Raw genomic sequence first — 17214 nt, 5'->3', positions numbered from 1 at the left:
TAATGGTAATTTCAAATTACAGATTAAACTGACCTAAACTACGACTTATTGCTCTTTGGGACAAAACTTCTCTAATTATAAATATTGGTCTGATACGGTTCTTGTTTTTCCTGATGAAAACAAGAACCTATGACTTCTTGCTGAGATTTAGGATAATCATCAGCAAGAATCCTGCTTCGCAGGACAAAATTTGTCTTAACGACAAATTTTGGTCTGGTACGGTTACCTGTTTTCCTGATGAAAACAATAACCTATGATTTATTTATACACTTTACTATGGATAAAATACTTAAAATATAATAAAATGTCGGAAGAAACAATAATTAATACAGGTTTTGAAGAGGTTTTGGAAATGAAAAGAAAATTGTTAGGAAATAGTATTGAAAAATTTAAAGATTTAGGGGATGATAATTGTTCTGAAGATAGCATAAAAGTTAAATTATTCTTTTTGATTCAATGGATTTTAATGGGGAGCATTACAGGAATTGTGGTTGGCGCAGTAGGAGCTGTGTTTTATCATGCAATTGTATTTGCTACAAAGTTTAGAACTAATCACGATTTTATTATTTTTCTGCTTCCATTTGCTGGCCTTTTTATAGTTTTCATGTATAGATCTTGTAAAGATTATGAGGATAGAGGAACTAATCTTGTAATCAAGTCTATTCAATCTGGCGAGAACCTTCCTCTTATAAAGGCTCCATTAATTTTTATTTCTACCACAGTGACACATCTTTTTGGCGGATCAACAGGAAGAGAGAGTGCTGCTCTGCAGATGGGTGGTAGCCTTGGCTATAATATAGGAAAGCTATTCAAACTAAATGAAGGTAATAGTAAAATTATTACTATGTGTGGCATGAGTGCAGCTTTTTCAGCTCTTTTTGGAACTCCGATGACTGCTGCTTTTATGGCGATGGAATTGGAAAGTGTTGGAATTATGTACTACTCAGCGTTGTTTCCTTGTGTCCTTTCGGCACTAATAGCTAATTTTGTTGCCAAAAACATGGGGGTTGCTGCAGAAATCTTTGTTGTTAATATTACATATGATTTTTCACCTGCAAAGGCTTTGGCAACGGGGGCTTTAGCGATTTTATGTGCTGTACTTAGTGTGTTTTTTTGTCAATCATTGAAATTTGCAGGTAAGAATTATAAAAAACTTTTGACAAATCCATATGTAAGAGTATTTGTGGGTGGTGTTATAGTAGTAGCACTGACATTTATTTCTGGTTCTCGTTATTATAATGGTGCAGGAATGAATGTTATAGAAATGGCAATTGAAGGAAAAGCACCATATCTTGCTTTTTTATTTAAGATTATATTTACTGCATTTACTCTTGGAGCAGGATATAAAGGTGGTGAGATTGTACCTGCTCTTTATGTTGGTGCAACGTTTGGATGTTTGTTTTCTAATATTTTTGGATTTGATTCGGCTCTTTGTGCTTCAATAGGAATGGGAGCTTTGTTTTGTGGTGTTACCAATTGTCCTATTTCATCATTGTTTATTTGTTTTGAACTTTTTGGATTTAAGGCAATGCCATTTTATTTGTTCGCGGTTGCGCTTAGTTATACTTTTTCTGGTTATCACAGTTTATATAGTAGCCAGAAGATTGTATATTCTAAATTTCATAATAAATATATTAACAGACCAACAAAGTAGAGTATATTGAAGAATATATAGGTTCTTGATTTTCCTGATGAAAACAAGAACCTATGCTTTATTGCTAATGAAATGGATTATGCTAAAACTTGTTTTATTCCAATAATCCTTATAAAAAAGAGGGAAATTTGAAAAGACTTGCATCTCTACAAATTTCTCTCTTTTTATTTGTTAGCGATTAAAAACTTAGTGTTTTTCGATTATTTTCTAAATGCACCTAGGTTTTTTACTTGAATAGATTCAAATGAACCATCATCATTGATGTAGATTCTGATGTAGTCCTTAGGATAGTCAGATGTGTCATTCTTATCAAGTGGAATTGTGTAATACTTAGAAGATTTCTTGTATCTGTAGTTTGTAATTCCCTGCTTATCTAATACAGCCTTAAGATCACTATCATTTGATTTGATAGTTATTCCACCAGGTAATTCAAAGCTTGCACTAGAATGATCACGTACTGTAACTGAAGTAATCATTGTATTCTGAAGGTATGTAGCGTTTTCAGATAAGTTATAAGCACTTACATTGATACGTTTATCACCCTTCTTCATGGATACAGAATAACCTTCTCCGGCACCAACCTTGTAAGAATCATCTTTACCATAGCTCCAACCATCATCTAAAAGAAGCTGCATTGGGAATGGTACAGAGTATGTCTTTCCTTCAAGTGTGACATTGCCACTTACTAAATCATCGCCAAGTGAGTCTGGAGCTTTATATTGGCTAAGGTATTCAGGCTTCTCATCACTTACTTTGGCTTCTTCCATGTCTGCTGGCTTAACTTCATTTTTTACTGAAATTGTACCAACGCCTGGTTTATCATCTTCAAACATGAATGATAAAGATGAATTGTAGTTTGAAGAATCATGGTTGAGGTAGTAGCTAATATGTGTATAAGATGAAGAACTATCACTTGTATAATCAGGTTCACCATAAATCTGCTTTATTTCATCAATTGTTGTTTTGCCAAGAACAACAGAACCTCCATGAGTAGTAACTTCTATGCCCATCTTATCAAATGTGAAGTCATACAAAGATACAGATGAAATGTAGCAATCCTTAACTTCCATTGCATTAAGAGAGAAGTTTGTAACTTCTATGGATACTCTGTGAGATGTATCATCTTTGTAAAGTACGTCTAAATAATCTGTCTGACCTGATGAAAGCTTTTTAGTTGCATCAGAATCTTCATTATACTGCCATCCCTTTGACATGAAATCTTCAACTTTTACTGGAAGACTATAATTCTGACCATCAATTGTGAATGAGAACAAATTATCATCACTGACAGTAGTTGTTGCTGTTGATGCCTCAGTTGAACTTCCTAATGTTACGTCTTCATCTGTTGTTGTGCTTTCAGTTGAAGCATTGTTAACGGCATCAAGATCTTCAGTAGTTGCGGTTGTTGATGCAACTGCTATTTCTTTGTCATCATCTTTCTTTTTGGTTTCTTTTTTCTTATTAGAAGAGTCTTTTTTCTTGGTTACTTCTCTTGAAGTTTCCTTATTGTCATTAAAGCTGGATATAATGCGAGTTGTTGCAAATGCGCCTGCACCTACAAGTAAGAGTACAATTAAAACAACAGCAATAACTGCTTTCTTGTTGCTCTTACCACTTTGAGCAGGAGGAACAGCTCCGTTAAAGTTGTTCTGAATAGGCTGTCCAGTCATAGGATCAAAACCGGCATTACCAGAAATAGGCTGCCCAGTCATAGGATCAAAACCGGCATTACCAGAAATAGGCTGTCCAGTCATAGGATCAAAACCGGCATTACCAGAAATAGGCTGTCCGGTCATAGGATCGAAACCGGCATTACCAGAAATAGGCTGCCCAGTCATAGGATCGAAACCGGCATTATCAGAAATAGGCTGTCCAGTCATAGGATCGAAGCCGCTGTTACCAGAAATAGGCTGACCGGTCATAGGATCAAAACCGGTATTACCAGAAATAGGCTGCCCAGTCATAGGATCAAAACCGGCATTGCTGGAAATAGGCTGACCGGTCATAGGATCAAAGCCGCCATTGCCGGAAATAGGCTGCCCAGTCATAGGATCAAAACCAGCATTACTAGAAATAGGCTGACCGGTCATAGGATCAAAACCAGCATTACTAGAAATAGGCTGTCCGGTCATGGAATCGAAACCGCCGTTTTCTAAATTAGACTCAGTATTTAATGTATTAGATTGTTGTCCATTTTCAAGATTATCATTTTCCGGAGCTATAGGTTGCCCAGTCATAGGATCGAAATTTTGTTCACTCATTTCATAATTCTCCCTTCAATTTTTGTTTCGCACCATGAAACGAATTTTATTTTATCAAATCACCGAATATCTAGCAACAGCAAAATTGTCGCTTTATCGGATAAAATTGTTAATACGATAAATGTTAATGGTATATTGTTCACTCGCTTCGATAGCATATAAGTGATATAATAAACAATTGTGTCGCATAATCACGATAAATCTTTTTTATGTGGCGCTTAAGTTTAATTTATTTAGAAGGAGATTATTATGTTAGAGATTAAGATTAAATATTTTGATAAGGATGCTGAGAAAATTGAACTTGTCGCAGGTAAGTCTGATTGGTTCGATCTTCGTGCATCGGAGGAGGTTGAATTTAAGGCTGGTGAGTTTAAACTTGTACCACTTGGAGTTGCTATGAAGCTTCCAGAGGGGTATGAAGCCCATATTGCACCTAGAAGTTCAACTTTCAAGAATTTTGGAGTACTTCAAACCAATTCAGTTGGAGTTGTGGATAATAGCTATTCAGGTGATGAAGATATGTGGAAAATGCCTTGTCTTGCAATGAGAGATACTGTGATTCGCAAGGGTGACAGAATTTGTCAGTTCAGAATAATGCAAAAGCAACCTGTAATAAATTTTGTTGAAGTTGAACATTTAGATGGAATTAATCGTGGTGGATTTGGTTCTACAGGAAAAAACTAATTGAAAACACACTTTTTTCACATTTTTTTCTATAAACAAACACAAAGTACTAATAGTATTATAAAGCGTTAAAAGCTTCAAAAAATATTTTAAGGGAGGGACTAAAGTGATTGAGGTTGATAATATCGTAAAAACTTATGGCGATTATCTTGCTGTTGATCATTTGTCTTTTAAATTGGAAAAAGGCAAAATTTATGGATTTTTAGGACCTAATGGTGCCGGAAAGTCTACTACAATGAATATTATGACAGGTTATATTGCTGCAGATAGCGGCAGTGTAAAAATAAACGGACATGATATTTTGAAGGAGCCAGAGGCTGCAAAGTCTCATATTGGTTATCTTCCGGAGATTCCACCGCTTTACACAGATATGACAGTGGGTGAGTATCTTAGATTTGTCAGTGAATTGAAAAAAGTTCCAAAGAAGATGATTAAAGATTCTCTGTCTCATATTTTGGAAAAGACAATGCTTACAGATTATGAGAATAGAATGATTCGTAATCTATCTAAAGGTTATCGTCAAAGAGTGGGGCTTGCTCAGGCTCTTGTAGGAGATCCTGAAGTTATCATTCTAGATGAGCCTACTGTAGGTCTTGATCCTCAGCAGATTAATCAGATGGAAGATTTGATGCGTGAGCTTAAAGAAAATCATATTGTTATATTGAGTTCGCATATTCTTTCACAGGTGAGCGAAGTGTGCGATTATATTCTTATTGTTTCTCATGGAAAACTTGTTCAGGAAGGTTCACAGGAAGAGCTCGAGGCAAATGAAAACAAGAATCAGACGTTGCAGCTTTCTTTACTTTCTGATAATAGAGATAAGATTATTGATGTTCTTTCATCTATTGGAAATGTTACTGTTACAGTTGGTGAAAATGAGGATGAGAACGGTGCATATTCTGCAAGTGTTGTAACTGATGGTTATAGAGATATCAGAAAAGAAGTTGGCATTTTGCTTGCTCAAAACAGTATTCCTGTTTTAGAACTGAGCGAGAAGAAGATTACTCTGGAAGATATTTTCCTTACAGCTACAAGCGAAACTCCTGGTATTTCCGAAAAAGCACGTCTTAAAGCTGAGAAAAAAGCAAAAAAAGAAGCTTTAAAGGATATGGAAGAAACTAAAGGTAATAAATCAGATGTAGCTGACAAGGATGTCCCAGAGGATGACATTAGCTCAGAATCTTTAGAGAATAGAACTAATGATTTATTAAAAGAAGAATCATCGGATATTGATGACAGTAGAAGTGGGGAGGAAAACTAACAATGCTTGCTATATTTAAAAGAGAGTTTAAATCCTATTTTCAGACTTTGATTGCGCCTATCGCAATTTTTATATTGTTACTTCTTGGTTTTTTGTTTTTTCAGGTTTATAACCTTGTTTCAGGGTATAACAATATTTCTAATATGTTATACAGTCTTTGCTTATATGGAATGACTTTTGCACTTCCTATTTTGTCAATGCGTGTTTTTGCTGATGAAAAAAGGACAAAGTCTGATCAGCTCATTTTGACTGCACCTGTTTCAATAGGGAAAATAGTTCTTGGAAAGTTTTTAGCACTTTCAGCTGTTTTTGCCATTCCTATGGCGTTTTTTTGCATATTGCCACCGGTTATGTCTCTTTATGGAAATGTACCGCTTAAGTGGAATTATGTTTCTATTGTAACCATTTTTTTGTACGGACTTATGATAATTGCAATTAGCATGTTCATGTCATCAATGACAGAGACTCCGGCTATTGCAGCTGTACTTGCTATTATCGTAACATTCCTTGGAATGATAATGAGTACAATTTATAAGAATATCAAGATTGAGTGGTTGTCAAAGGCTTTGTCTGCTGTTTACGATTTTGGAAGCAGACTTACAACACTGCTTAATGGAACACTTGATTGGACTGCTATTGTTTACTTTATTTCAGTTATTGCTTTGTTCCTTTTTTTATGTACACAATCTATACAAAAGAGAAGGTTTTCTTTTTCAAAAGATACTCTTTCTGTTAGTGCATACTCATTTGTAACAACTATTGTATGTATTTTGGTGATTGTATTTGTAAATCTGGCATCCAATCAGATTCCAGAGAGATTCAAGACTATTGATATTACCTCAAATCATTTATATTCTTTGACAAAAGATTCAAAAGATTTTGTTAAATCCATAAATGATGATATTAAGATTTATATTCTTAGCGAAAAAGATACAGACAATGGTTATGTGTCTGTAGTTGCCAAAAATATTGAGAATTATGCTTCTCTTAATAAGAAAATAAGCTATGAATATGTTAGCACTGTTACAAATCCTACTTTTGCAACAAAGTATACATCTGATAAATTGTCAGATGGTAGTGTAATTGTAGAAAACACTACTAAAAATCGTAGCAGAGTAATTGATTTTTACAGTTTTTTCAAACTTGATATGGATTACCAGACTTACCAGCAATACATTACGGGATATGATATTGAAGGAAAGCTTACAGAGGCTCTGCAATATGTTAATCTGTCAGAGGATTCTTTGAATAAGGCTTATTCGCTTACAGGTCACAATGAAGCCAGTCTTGATGACTCCTTTACAGACCTTTTGACCAAAAATTATTTGTCTATGACAGATTTGAATCTTATGACAAGCGAAAAAGTACCTGATGATTGTAAGGTTCTTTTCATTAACGCACCAAAAAATGACTTAAATGATGATGAAGTATTAAAGATTGAGGCTTACATCAAAAAAGGCGGAAATATTCTTTTTGTCAGCAGTATTTCTGGTACAGGACTTACAAATTTTGATAAAGTTCTTGACATGTATTCTGTTTCTATTGCAGATAACCTTGCTATTGAAAATGACTCACAGCACTATTACAACGGACAGTTTGGAACAAGTCAGATTTATCTTATTCCTGAAATGGGAAGTTCAGATATAGTTTCTGGATTTGGTGATGCTAATAATATGGTAATTGCGCCTATTTGCCAGCCAATTAGTTATGAAAAGAAAGATGGTTTGACATTTACAGAACTGCTTACGACATCTGATAAGGCAAGTCTTGGAAAGGTTAATGGAAATCAGGTTCAGCTCGTTGATAATACTCAGAAGAAGCTTGTAGTTGGTCTTGAAGCTGAGAAGAAGATAAGTGATAAAGTTAGCAGTAAGTGCATTGTTTACTCAAGTGAGAATATGTTTACTAAGGATGCTGATAAGCTTGTAAATGGTACAAACCAGAGACTATTTTCCAATACGGTGAACGCACTTTCAAAGGGTGAGTTTTCATTTGTATCAATTCCTGTGAAAGAGGTTAGCAATACAATTACACTTCCGGTTTCTACAGTTAGACTTATTTCTACAGTTTGGATTGTAATCATTTTTGCTGTCATTATCTGCGGCATTGTTACATGGGTTAGAAGAAGACATATGTAAAATGCTGAAAAAATATATATGATTCGAGGTGCTTAACATGAAAAAGCAGAAAATTCAGCTCATAATTATGTTAATTGTTCTTGCTGTTGTTGCAGGTACATGGTTTTTTCTTGGAAAATACAATAAAAATGCGGCTAAAGAGAAGGCAGATGATAAGTACACTGTGATGACTTTAGACAGTTCCAAGGTTAAAGAGATTCAGATAAAAAATGATAAGAATTCAGATATAACACTTGTTTTATCTGATAAAAACTGGTCTTTAAAGAACGATAAGGCATTAAATGTCGATGATAGTAAAGTTATTTCAAAGCTTAATCAGCTTAGTAAGGTAACTTCTTCAATTGAGATTAAAGATGTTACTGATTTTGATCAATACGGTCTTGAAAAGCCATCAACTACTGTTACATTGACACTTGATGATGGTAAAAAGATGGTACTAAACTTTGGTAATCTCAATTCTAATGCAGGAAAGTACTATGTAAGAATTGGCAGTGAAAATACAGTTTACTTTATTGATTCCACTATTAAGACTGCTTTTGATGTTGATACAGGCGATTTTGAAAAAGCAGATTCAGCATCAAGTGCTGCATCTTCAAAAGCAAGTAATGATTAATTTTTTGTCATAGTAAGTTACAGGCATTAAACAGTACCTCCATTTACTTTATCTGAATGAATTGCACAGAGATTGTATTTGTAATATAATCATGTGGTTTGGTTTGCGCACCTTAATCAATATTAAGAGTGTAAGGGGCAAATAGGGAATCCGTTTTTGGCGGTGAACATTGATAAGGTGAGTGGAGGATATTGTTTATGAGTTTGTGCGAGAGTGAACAAAACAGCACATATCGAATTAAGCAGATGAACTTTGAGTTGGATGAGACAGGTGCTGGAAAAAGACTTGAAGCGCTTGGTCTTAAGAAGGGCACAATTGTAACTGTTATCAGCAAAAAGAAGCAGGGTGGCGTTATAATAGATGCTGAGGGAAAACATATTGCGCTCTGCAGGTCTTTTGCTTCTGCAATAGATGTAGAGGAAAAAGAGGCTGTATAAGTGTAGTGTTTGAAAGTTTTTGTAATCTGAATTTCATCAGAAATGCGGATTCCGTATCTGACAGTTTTTTATCTTTATGGAAGTTTTTTCGGTAATAAATCTGTCTTGTTTAAAATATTTTTTTAAAAGAGGAACATGAAATGGCAATTAAGATTAGAACAAGATATGCACCAAGCCCAACTGGACGTATGCATGTAGGTAACCTTAGAACAGCTTTGTATGCTTATCTGATTGCGAAGCATGAAGATGGCGATTTTATTCTTAGAATTGAAGATACTGATCAGGAACGTTTTGTAGAAGGTGCTACTGAGATTATTTATCAAACACTTAAAGATACTGGACTTAAGCATGATGAAGGTCCGGATATTGGTGGCCCTGTCGGCCCTTATGTTCAGAGTGAACGTCAGACAAACGGACTTTATCTTAAATATGCTCAGGAACTTGTAGAAAAGGGAGAGGCATATTACTGTTTTTGTACTCAGGAAAGACTTGATTCTTTGAAACAGGAGATTGATGGCAAGGAAGTTATGGTATATGACAAGCATTGCCTCCATCTTTCCAAAGAAGAGGTTGAAAAGAATCTTGCTGATGGAAAGCCTTATGTTATTAGACAGAATAATCCTAGAGAAGGTGTTACAACTTTTCATGATGAACTTTATGGGGATATTTCTGTTGAAAATAAAGAGTTAGACGATATGGTATTGATTAAGTCAGATGGATATCCGACTTACAATTTTGCTAATGTTGTTGATGATCATCTTATGGGGATTACTCATGTTGTTCGTGGAAATGAGTATATTTCGTCTTCTCCTAAGTATAATCGTTTGTATGATGCTTTTGGATGGGAAGTTCCTAAATATATCCATTGTCCACTTATTACAGATGAGGATCATCACAAACTTTCCAAGCGTTCTGGTCACAGCTCTTTTGAGGACTTGATTGATCAGGGATTTTTAGCTGAAGCTGTAGTAAACTTTGTAGCACTTCTTGGATGGTCTCCTGAAGAGAACAAGGAAATCATGAATCTTGATGAACTTGTAAAGAGCTTTGATTATCATCGTATTAACAAGTCTCCAGCGGTATTTGATTATGTTAAGCTTCGTTGGATGAATGGCGAGTATATCAAGATGATGGATGATGATAAGTTTTATGAACTTGCACTTCCATATATGAGGGAAGTAATCAAGAGAGAGGTTGATTTTCATAAGATTGCTCCTATGATAAAGACTCGTATTGAAGTTTGGACAGATATTGCTGATATGATTGACTTCTTTGAGAGTGTTCCTGAATATGATAATTCAGTTTACTGTAACAAGAAAATGAAGACAGATGAGTCTTCTTCACTTACAGTATTGAAAGAGCTTCTTCCACTTTGTGAGAGCATAGATGATTATAGCAATGACAATCTCTTTGCTAAGATAAAAGAGTTTAATGCCAATAAGGGTTACAAGAATGGCTATACTTTATGGCCACTTCGTATCGCTCTTTCTGGTAAGATGATGACTCCTTGCGGCGGAACCGAGATGATGGATGTCTTAGGTAAGGAAGAGTCAATAAAGCGTCTCAAGGATGCTATTGCTAAACTTGAGGCTTAATAACAGGATATGTATTAATATATGAAATATAGAATCACGGAAGATTCCCTGAAAGGTTGCGGAGGAGATTTTTCCGCAGCCTTTTATGATGATGATTTTATCGTCAAAGGAAATAAAGAACAGATTGAAGCGATAACGCATATAAATGGGCCGGCAATGGTATTGGCGGGGCCTGGAAGTGGTAAAACATATGTTATCGTTCAAAGATTGAAATATATGATAACGAGAGCTCATATTAATCCAGCCAATATTCTCGTTATCACTTTTACAAAGGCTGCTGCCCTTGAAATGCAGAATAGATTTTTAAAAGAAACAGATGGAAAGTATCAAAATGTTGCATTCGGAACATTTCATTCTGTCTTTTATCAAATTCTTTGTAGATCTAAGCCGGGTTTTCGCCCGAAATTACTCACTAGTACCGATAAATATACTTTGCTTGATAAATCAATTAATAAAGTTTTGATGCTAAATGCAGAGGTAGTAAATGAATATTGTATAAGAGAAAGAGAAAAAGTTAACTTTTCGCAGGAGGATAAGAGGCTTATTTTGTCTGAAATTTCCAGACTAAAAAATGAAGGAAGTAATTTGTCTAATTGCATAGAGGAGGTTCCGTATAGATTTTTATTTGAAGATATATTCAGAGAGTATACCTATTACTGCAAGCAGATTGGAAGAATTGATTTTGATGACATGGTTTTAATGTGCCATAATCTTCTTTATAGAGATGCGAAAATCTTAGAGAAATGGCAGAACCTTTTTAAATATGTTCTTATAGATGAATATCAGGATATAAATAATTTGCAGGAACAGATTATCAGAATGTTGTGTGATAAAAGTCAGAATATTTTTGTCGTAGGAGATGATGACCAGTCTATATATGGTTTTAGAGGTGCAAAACCAGCTATCATGAAGGAATTCAAAGAATATTATGAAGATGTACATAATATTACATTGAAAATCAATTACAGGTGTGGTCAGGAGATAGTTGAAAATTCTTTAAAGCTTATTTCGGAGAATAAGAATAGATTTGTAAAGAAAATAGCTGCAGCAAATGCTGATAGGGCTGGAGAGTTTAGCATTCTTAAATTTGAATCAGAACAGGAAGAAGCAAAATTCCTTGTTGATATGATTGTCTATGAGTCTATGAACACTTCTCTAGACAAAATGGCAGTTTTGTTCAGGACAAATTCAGAAGCACAGTTATTGGCACTTAGATTAAGTGACAATAACATTCCATTTCTATTTGCCGGTGGTTTTAAAAGTTTTTACGAAAATAAAGATATTTCACTTATTTTAGATTATTTAAGATTTGTTACAAATGGACAACAAAGGGGTACTTTCCTGCGTATTATGAATCATCCTTTAAGGTACATTAAAAGAGATTCTTTGAAAGAAGTTGTGAGATTTGAAGATTTGTATTCTTTATACGCATATGATGAAGATATGCGCAGGGGTATCAAGAGGCTTTTTGATGGATTTAATCTAATATCTAGAATGAAATCTGAGTTTGCAATAAGATTTATCCTTTCCGAAATGGGAGTAAGGGAAGATGTCTGTAAGAATAAATCGAGTGAAGATGTTAAAATCTTTGAAGGTAATGTTGACAAAATGTTAGAAGATGCAAAACAGTATCCTGATATAAGAAAATTTTTGAAATTTGCAGATGATAGTAATGAAAAATCAAAGATAGTAAAAAATAGATGTAAAGGTGAAAGTGATAATAATGATGGTACTTATGATAAAGTCGCACTAAGACTTATGACTATGCACTCATCAAAAGGACTTGAATTTGACGTTGTCTTTTTGCCAAATCTTAATGAAGGAGTAATTCCTTCAAGGAAAAGTACTGAAGATGAGCAGATTGAGGAAGAGCGAAGACTCCTATATGTTGGAATGACGAGAGCTAAAAACAAATTGTATATGAGTTATGTATCAGGAAATGGAGATGATAATAGATCTCCTTCAAGATTTCTTAAACCTTTAATAAGAAAAAGTGTGAAAAAAGTGTGAAGATGTGGTATCATTTAAAGTGTCAGTGAGTTTTATTTTTATAACTATATTATAGGTGGAGGTGCATGGATGTTTTTTTCTGACATTGCAACAAAAATGAATCAAAGAATTATCGATGGTGAAGAGATCACTGTAGATCTTGATTTGGATGATGGAAGAAAAGTTACCTGTGCTACGATGATTATTCTGACTGTTAAAGAGAAAGATTATATTGTTTTGCTTCCTCTTGATAAGAAGGGTCAGAATACTGATGGAAATGTATGGTTCTACAGATATATAACTAAAGAGGGTTCAGAGCCTGAGCTTGGTTATATAAGTGATGACGATGAATACACAGATGTTTCAGATGCTTTTGATAAGTATTTGGATGAGTCAGAGCATGATGAAGTCGTTGATGCAACAGATGCAGATGAAATTTTAAAATGATAGAAATACCAGAGAATTTAAAACGTTCTCTGGTATTTTTATGCTGTGAGATAGTGTTGTTATTAAAAAAGAAAATGTGTTATACTAGTACCGATTATGATTTTTTACTGCCTAAAAAGCAGACAAAATCTTATAAATACTGAAGCTGTAGATGTTATTGCCGGCTTTATAGAAAAAATATGTTGGGATTATGTACCTGACCATGGGAGTTAAATGATAAAAAATTATAAAATAATGCCTGCTGGCCCGTATCCACTTGGACTTCGTAGACAGGGATCAACATTTCTTTATAGCGGAGTTTTTCGCAGAGCAACAGGTTGTGGAATTAAGCTTATAAAACTCTTGTTCAAAAAAGATAAGTGGGAAGTTGAAAAAGAAGAGATAATTTCTTTTGATGACTCATGTCGTTTTGGTGATATTTATTCGGCACAGATAAGTGGTATTGATGATGATTTTAATGCATATCAGGTTGTTGCTGATGGAAAGTGCTTTCCCGATTCTAGCGCTCGTAGAATATATGGACTTGAGAAATTTGGGAATTTTATTCCTGATTCTGCTATTTACAGCGCAATTGATGATACTGCAAGTTACGATTGGAAGAGGGATGAGAGGCCACAGATTCCTTTTTCTCAAAGTTTTTTTTACTTAGTTCATGTTCGTGGATACACTATGCAGGACAAGAGTGTTGAGGCAGCAAAAAGAGGTACTTTTAAAGGGCTTATTTCTAAGATTCCATATTTGAAATCTCTTGGTGTTACGACAATTGAGCTTATGCCTATTGCTGAGCAGGTTAGTGTTTTGCCTAAACGTTTCAGAAGAGTTGGACACGCGCCAGGAATAGTTAAAAGTAGTGTGATGTTCAGTGATAATGGCGTTTTAAAGGCAGAAAGTGCTTCTAATTCAAATAAACTCAATTACTGGGGATTTGAGAAGGCTTATTATTACGCTCCTCGAAGCTGTTACGCTTGTAAAGACAGTGATCCAATTGTCGAGTTTAAGGAAATGGTTGCCAGCTTCCACAAAGCTGGAATTGAGGTTATTGCACAGTTTTTTTTCACGGAAGATATGTATCTTCAGGAAGTGATTGATATTCTTCGTTTTTGGAGAATAGAGTATCATCTTGACGGCTTTCATCTTAAGGGCAAAAATCTTAATTCAACTGTAATTGCTCAAGAACCGCTTCTTGCTGATGTGAAGATTCTTGACTATGGTTTTGATTATGGAAGAATTTATAATGGTTGTCAGATTGAGCCTAGAAAGAGAAATTTGTGCGAATGCAGAGACGATTTTTTGTATACCGCAAGACATTTCCTTAAAGGCGATGACCATATTTTGTCAGATTTTCTTAGGATATCCAAGGAGGTTGGACAAGATCATGCGAATCTTCATTACATTTCTAATTATGAAGGATTTTGTCTTGCTGATATGGTTACTTACGAACATAAGCATAATGAGGCAAATGGTGAAGGTAATGCTGATGGACCTGATGATAATGAAACCTGGAATTGCGGAGTAGAAGGAAAGAGCAGGAAGAAATCTATTGTTTCATTAAGAAATAAACAGATAAGAAATGCTCTTGCACTTGTATTTTTGTCTCAGGGAGTTCCAGCTCTTTATGGAGGTGATGAATTCGGTAATTCACAAGATGGTAATAACAATCCTTATTGTCAGGATAATTCAATCGGCTGGATAAGTTGGAATCAGGCGGCAAAGAATGTTGATTTGACCAATTATGTGAAGTTTTTGACTGAAATTAGAAAAAAGTATTCGATGATTAGGTCAGAGACACCTTTTAGGCAGATAGATTATAAGGCATGTGGTTATCCGGATTTTTCTTATCACGGAAGCGAAGCGTGGAGACCGGATTTGTCTTCCTATAGTCATACTATTGGAATGCTCTATTGTGGAAATTATGTTCAAAATGATATGGATTCCGCAAGCATTTATGTGGCTTATAATATGCATTGGGAAAAGAAGCTTTTTGCACTTCCTGTTCTTCCGAAGGGATGTAACTGGAAACTTCTAATGGATACTGCAGGTGAAAGTTTTGACAAGATTTGTTATGAGGTTCCGGCAGAGCTTAAGTCTCAGCAAGAATATCTTCTTCAGGACAGAAGTATTTGCGTGTTTGTATCAGATGGGATGCCTATGCCTGAACGTAAAGGCAGACATGGGACAGAGAAAAGCTTTTTTTAAAGGCAGGTTGGAAATTGAGGCTTTAAATGGAACAAATAAATGATAGTAAAAACATAGCTGAAGTGAAAATTCCAAGGCTAAGGCTTATTAATGTATGGAGACATTTTAAAACAATAACACAGCACAAGGTAAAAGTGTGTCAGCATTGTTTTAAAATGGGACTTTATTATCAGGGACTTACGCATGATTTATCTAAGTATTCATTTACTGAATTTTGGGTAGGATGCAGGTTTTATCAAGGAACTCGTTCGCCTAATGCGAAAGAACGAGAAATATATGGTCTTTCAAAGGCGTGGCTTCATCACAAAGGAAGAAACAAGCACCATTTTGAATATTGGATAGACTTTTCTTGCAGAGCATCAGACAAGCCGTATGGTATTTTGCCTTGTAAAATGCCTGATAGATATATTGCAGAAATGGTAGCTGACAGGGTTGCCGCCTGCAAGATTTATATGGGAGAAAAGTATACATCATCTTCTCCATTAGAGTATTATCTTGCATCTAAGAAAAAGGGGGTGCCTATGCATCCTTATACTCAGGAAATGCTTGAAAAGTTTTTATATATGCTTGCAGATGAGGGTGAAGAAAAAACCTTTTCATATATTAAGAATGTATTTTTAAAAAACACAGACATTAAAGGAGAAAATTATGACAAACGAAATAAAAAATGAAGACGTGATTTCCCGTTTTCTTAAATACGTTAAATTTGATACTCAGTCAGATGAAAATACCGGCACATCACCTTCCACTATGAAACAGCATGAACTTGCAAAGTTTTTGTATAATGAGCTGACAGAGCTTGGAGCAAGCGATGTTTATTATGACAAAGAGCATTGCTATGTTTATGCTACTATTCCATCAAATCTGGAAGATAAGAAAGCCCCTACAATTGGTTTTATCAGCCATATGGATACATCTGATGCTGTAAGCGGTAAAGATGTAAATCCTAGAATTGTTGAAAACTATGATGGAAGTGATATCGTTCTTTGCGAGAAAGATCCGGACAGTGGAAAGAAGATTGTTCTTTCTCCAGTTGACTTCCCTGAACTTTATAACCATAAGTCAGAAGATCTTATTGTAACAGATGGTACAACACTTCTTGGTGCAGATGACAAGGCCGGCATAGCTGAGATTATGACTCTTTGCGAGAAACTATTGAAAAATCCGGATATTAAGCATGGCAAAATACGTGTTGCGTTTACTCCTGATGAGGAAATTGGTGAAGGTACAAAGCATTTTGATTTAGAGCGCTTTGGAGCTGATTTTGCTTATACAGTTGATGGTGGTAAACTTGGTGAACTTGAATATGAATGTTTTAACGCTGCTGAGGTTGAACTTGTAATTAATGGTCGAAGTGTGCACCCTGGAGATGCCAAAAACAAGATGTTAAACGCTACTTTAGTTGCATATGAGTTTCAGTCAATGCTTCCAAAGGAGCAGAATCCTATGTACACAGAGAAGCGTGAAGGATTTTTCCATCTCACTGTTATGAAGGGAACTTGTGAAAAGGCAGTTGTATATTATATTATCCGAGATCATGATATGGATAAGTTTGAGGATAAGAAGAAGCTTGTTAAGAAAATAGTTGAGTTCCTTAATGATAAATATGGCGAAGGAACTGTTGAGCTTACTATGGAAGATAGTTATTATAACATGATTGAGAAGATTCGTCCTCACATGCATTTGATTGAAAATGCACGCCTTGCAATGAAGGAGGCAGGAGTTGTGTCTATCGAGAATCCTATTCGTGGAGGCACAGATGGAGCAATGCTTTCTTTCAAAGGTCTTCCTTGTCCAAATCTTTGTACAGGTGGTTATAACTACCATGGAAGATATGAGTATGCATCAATTCCAGAAATGAGAAAAGTTACGGAAATTCTTGAAAATATAGTTAAGCTATATGCTGATTTTGAAAATTGAAACAATGTTAATAAGCTGC

At 35.0% G+C, this 17214-nt stretch carries 13 protein-coding genes; 12 read left to right on the top strand and 1 reads right to left on the bottom strand.

The window, feature by feature from the left end; genetic code table 11:
- The first annotated feature begins 352 nt into the window (after positions 1-352).
- The gene (locus G634_RS0115655; RefSeq protein ID WP_081676676.1) at positions 353-1654 is read left to right on the top strand and encodes a chloride channel protein; all 1302 of its coding nucleotides are present in this window, start codon (positions 353-355) and stop codon (positions 1652-1654) included.
- A 200-nt stretch (positions 1655-1854) separates the two neighbouring features.
- Here G634_RS0115655 and G634_RS20585 read toward each other — a convergent pair whose 3' ends face one another.
- Positions 1855-3915, bottom strand: coding sequence for a hypothetical protein (locus tag G634_RS20585; protein WP_026506046.1), 2061 nt, complete (start codon positions 3913-3915; stop codon positions 1855-1857).
- Between the two features lie 249 nt (positions 3916-4164).
- Here G634_RS20585 and G634_RS0115645 point away from each other — a divergent pair, with 249 nt between their 5' ends.
- From G634_RS0115645 to pepT, 11 genes are all read left to right on the top strand, one after another.
- Positions 4165-4599: a dUTP diphosphatase gene (locus G634_RS0115645; RefSeq protein WP_026506045.1), complete on the top strand. Its 435-nt coding sequence runs from the start codon at positions 4165-4167 to the stop codon at positions 4597-4599.
- 106 nt (positions 4600-4705) lie between these two features.
- Positions 4706-5860 (top strand): ABC transporter ATP-binding protein, encoded by a 1155-nt coding sequence (locus tag G634_RS19665; protein WP_051234144.1) that lies wholly within the window; start codon positions 4706-4708, stop codon positions 5858-5860.
- Positions 5861-5862: 2 nt separating this feature from the next.
- Positions 5863-7998 carry a Gldg family protein gene (locus tag G634_RS19660; protein WP_051234142.1) on the top strand — a complete coding sequence of 712 codons (2136 nt, stop codon included), beginning with the start codon at positions 5863-5865 and terminating at the stop codon, positions 7996-7998.
- Positions 7999-8035: 37 nt separating this feature from the next.
- Complete coding sequence (locus tag G634_RS0115630; protein ID WP_026506044.1) at positions 8036-8611, top strand: DUF4340 domain-containing protein; 576 nt, start codon at positions 8036-8038, stop codon at positions 8609-8611.
- A gap of 197 nt (positions 8612-8808) precedes the next feature.
- Entirely contained in the window at positions 8809-9048 is a 240-nt protein-coding gene (locus G634_RS0115625; protein ID WP_026506043.1) for a FeoA family protein, read from the top strand.
- Positions 9049-9188: 140 nt separating this feature from the next.
- Positions 9189-10643 (top strand): glutamate--tRNA ligase, encoded by a 1455-nt coding sequence (gene gltX, locus G634_RS0115620; RefSeq protein WP_035800418.1) that lies wholly within the window; start codon positions 9189-9191, stop codon positions 10641-10643.
- Positions 10644-10664: 21 nt separating this feature from the next.
- Complete coding sequence (locus tag G634_RS0115615) at positions 10665-12653, top strand: ATP-dependent helicase (protein ID WP_026506041.1); 1989 nt, start codon at positions 10665-10667, stop codon at positions 12651-12653.
- A 69-nt stretch (positions 12654-12722) separates the two neighbouring features.
- Positions 12723-13079, top strand: coding sequence for a DUF1292 domain-containing protein (locus tag G634_RS0115610; protein WP_051234140.1), 357 nt, complete (start codon positions 12723-12725; stop codon positions 13077-13079).
- Between the two features lie 213 nt (positions 13080-13292).
- Complete coding sequence (locus G634_RS19655) at positions 13293-15275, top strand: alpha-amylase family glycosyl hydrolase (protein ID WP_051234138.1); 1983 nt, start codon at positions 13293-13295, stop codon at positions 15273-15275.
- Positions 15276-15301: 26 nt separating this feature from the next.
- On the top strand, positions 15302-15946 hold the full coding sequence (locus G634_RS19650; RefSeq protein WP_051234135.1) for a DUF5662 family protein: 645 nt from the start codon (positions 15302-15304) through the stop codon (positions 15944-15946).
- Positions 15924-17195 carry a peptidase T gene (gene pepT, locus G634_RS0115595; RefSeq protein WP_035800415.1) on the top strand — a complete coding sequence of 424 codons (1272 nt, stop codon included), beginning with the start codon at positions 15924-15926 and terminating at the stop codon, positions 17193-17195. Before G634_RS19650 ends, pepT begins: the two co-directional genes overlap by 23 nt.
- The last annotated feature ends 19 nt before the right edge of the window (positions 17196-17214 follow it).

Source organism: Butyrivibrio sp. NC3005 (assembly GCF_000424545.1).
In the GTDB taxonomy this organism is placed as follows: domain Bacteria; phylum Bacillota; class Clostridia; order Lachnospirales; family Lachnospiraceae; genus Butyrivibrio.
The sequence above is the reverse complement of the archived record's forward strand: the minus strand, read 5'-3'. Positions and strand labels throughout refer to the sequence as shown.

Excerpts from the sequence above, each read along its gene's own strand:
- G634_RS0115610 (WP_051234140.1), top strand. The coding sequence starts at position 12,723 with ATGTTTTTTTCTGACATTGCAACAAAAATGAATCAAAGAATTATCGAT.
- G634_RS0115630 (WP_026506044.1), top strand. The coding sequence starts at position 8,036 with ATGAAAAAGCAGAAAATTCAGCTCATAATTATGTTAATTGTTCTTGCT.
- pepT (WP_035800415.1), top strand. The coding sequence starts at position 15,924 with ATGACAAACGAAATAAAAAATGAAGACGTGATTTCCCGTTTTCTTAAA.
- G634_RS0115615 (WP_026506041.1), top strand. The coding sequence starts at position 10,665 with ATGAAATATAGAATCACGGAAGATTCCCTGAAAGGTTGCGGAGGAGAT.
- G634_RS0115625 (WP_026506043.1), top strand. The coding sequence starts at position 8,809 with ATGAGTTTGTGCGAGAGTGAACAAAACAGCACATATCGAATTAAGCAG.
- G634_RS19655 (WP_051234138.1), top strand. The coding sequence starts at position 13,293 with ATGATAAAAAATTATAAAATAATGCCTGCTGGCCCGTATCCACTTGGA.
- G634_RS0115645 (WP_026506045.1), top strand. The coding sequence starts at position 4,165 with ATGTTAGAGATTAAGATTAAATATTTTGATAAGGATGCTGAGAAAATT.
- gltX (WP_035800418.1), top strand. The coding sequence starts at position 9,189 with ATGGCAATTAAGATTAGAACAAGATATGCACCAAGCCCAACTGGACGT.
- G634_RS19660 (WP_051234142.1), top strand. The coding sequence starts at position 5,863 with ATGCTTGCTATATTTAAAAGAGAGTTTAAATCCTATTTTCAGACTTTG.
- G634_RS20585 (WP_026506046.1), bottom strand. The coding sequence starts at position 3,915 with ATGAGTGAACAAAATTTCGATCCTATGACTGGGCAACCTATAGCTCCG.
- G634_RS0115655 (WP_081676676.1), top strand. The coding sequence starts at position 353 with ATGAAAAGAAAATTGTTAGGAAATAGTATTGAAAAATTTAAAGATTTA.
- G634_RS19650 (WP_051234135.1), top strand. The coding sequence starts at position 15,302 with ATGGAACAAATAAATGATAGTAAAAACATAGCTGAAGTGAAAATTCCA.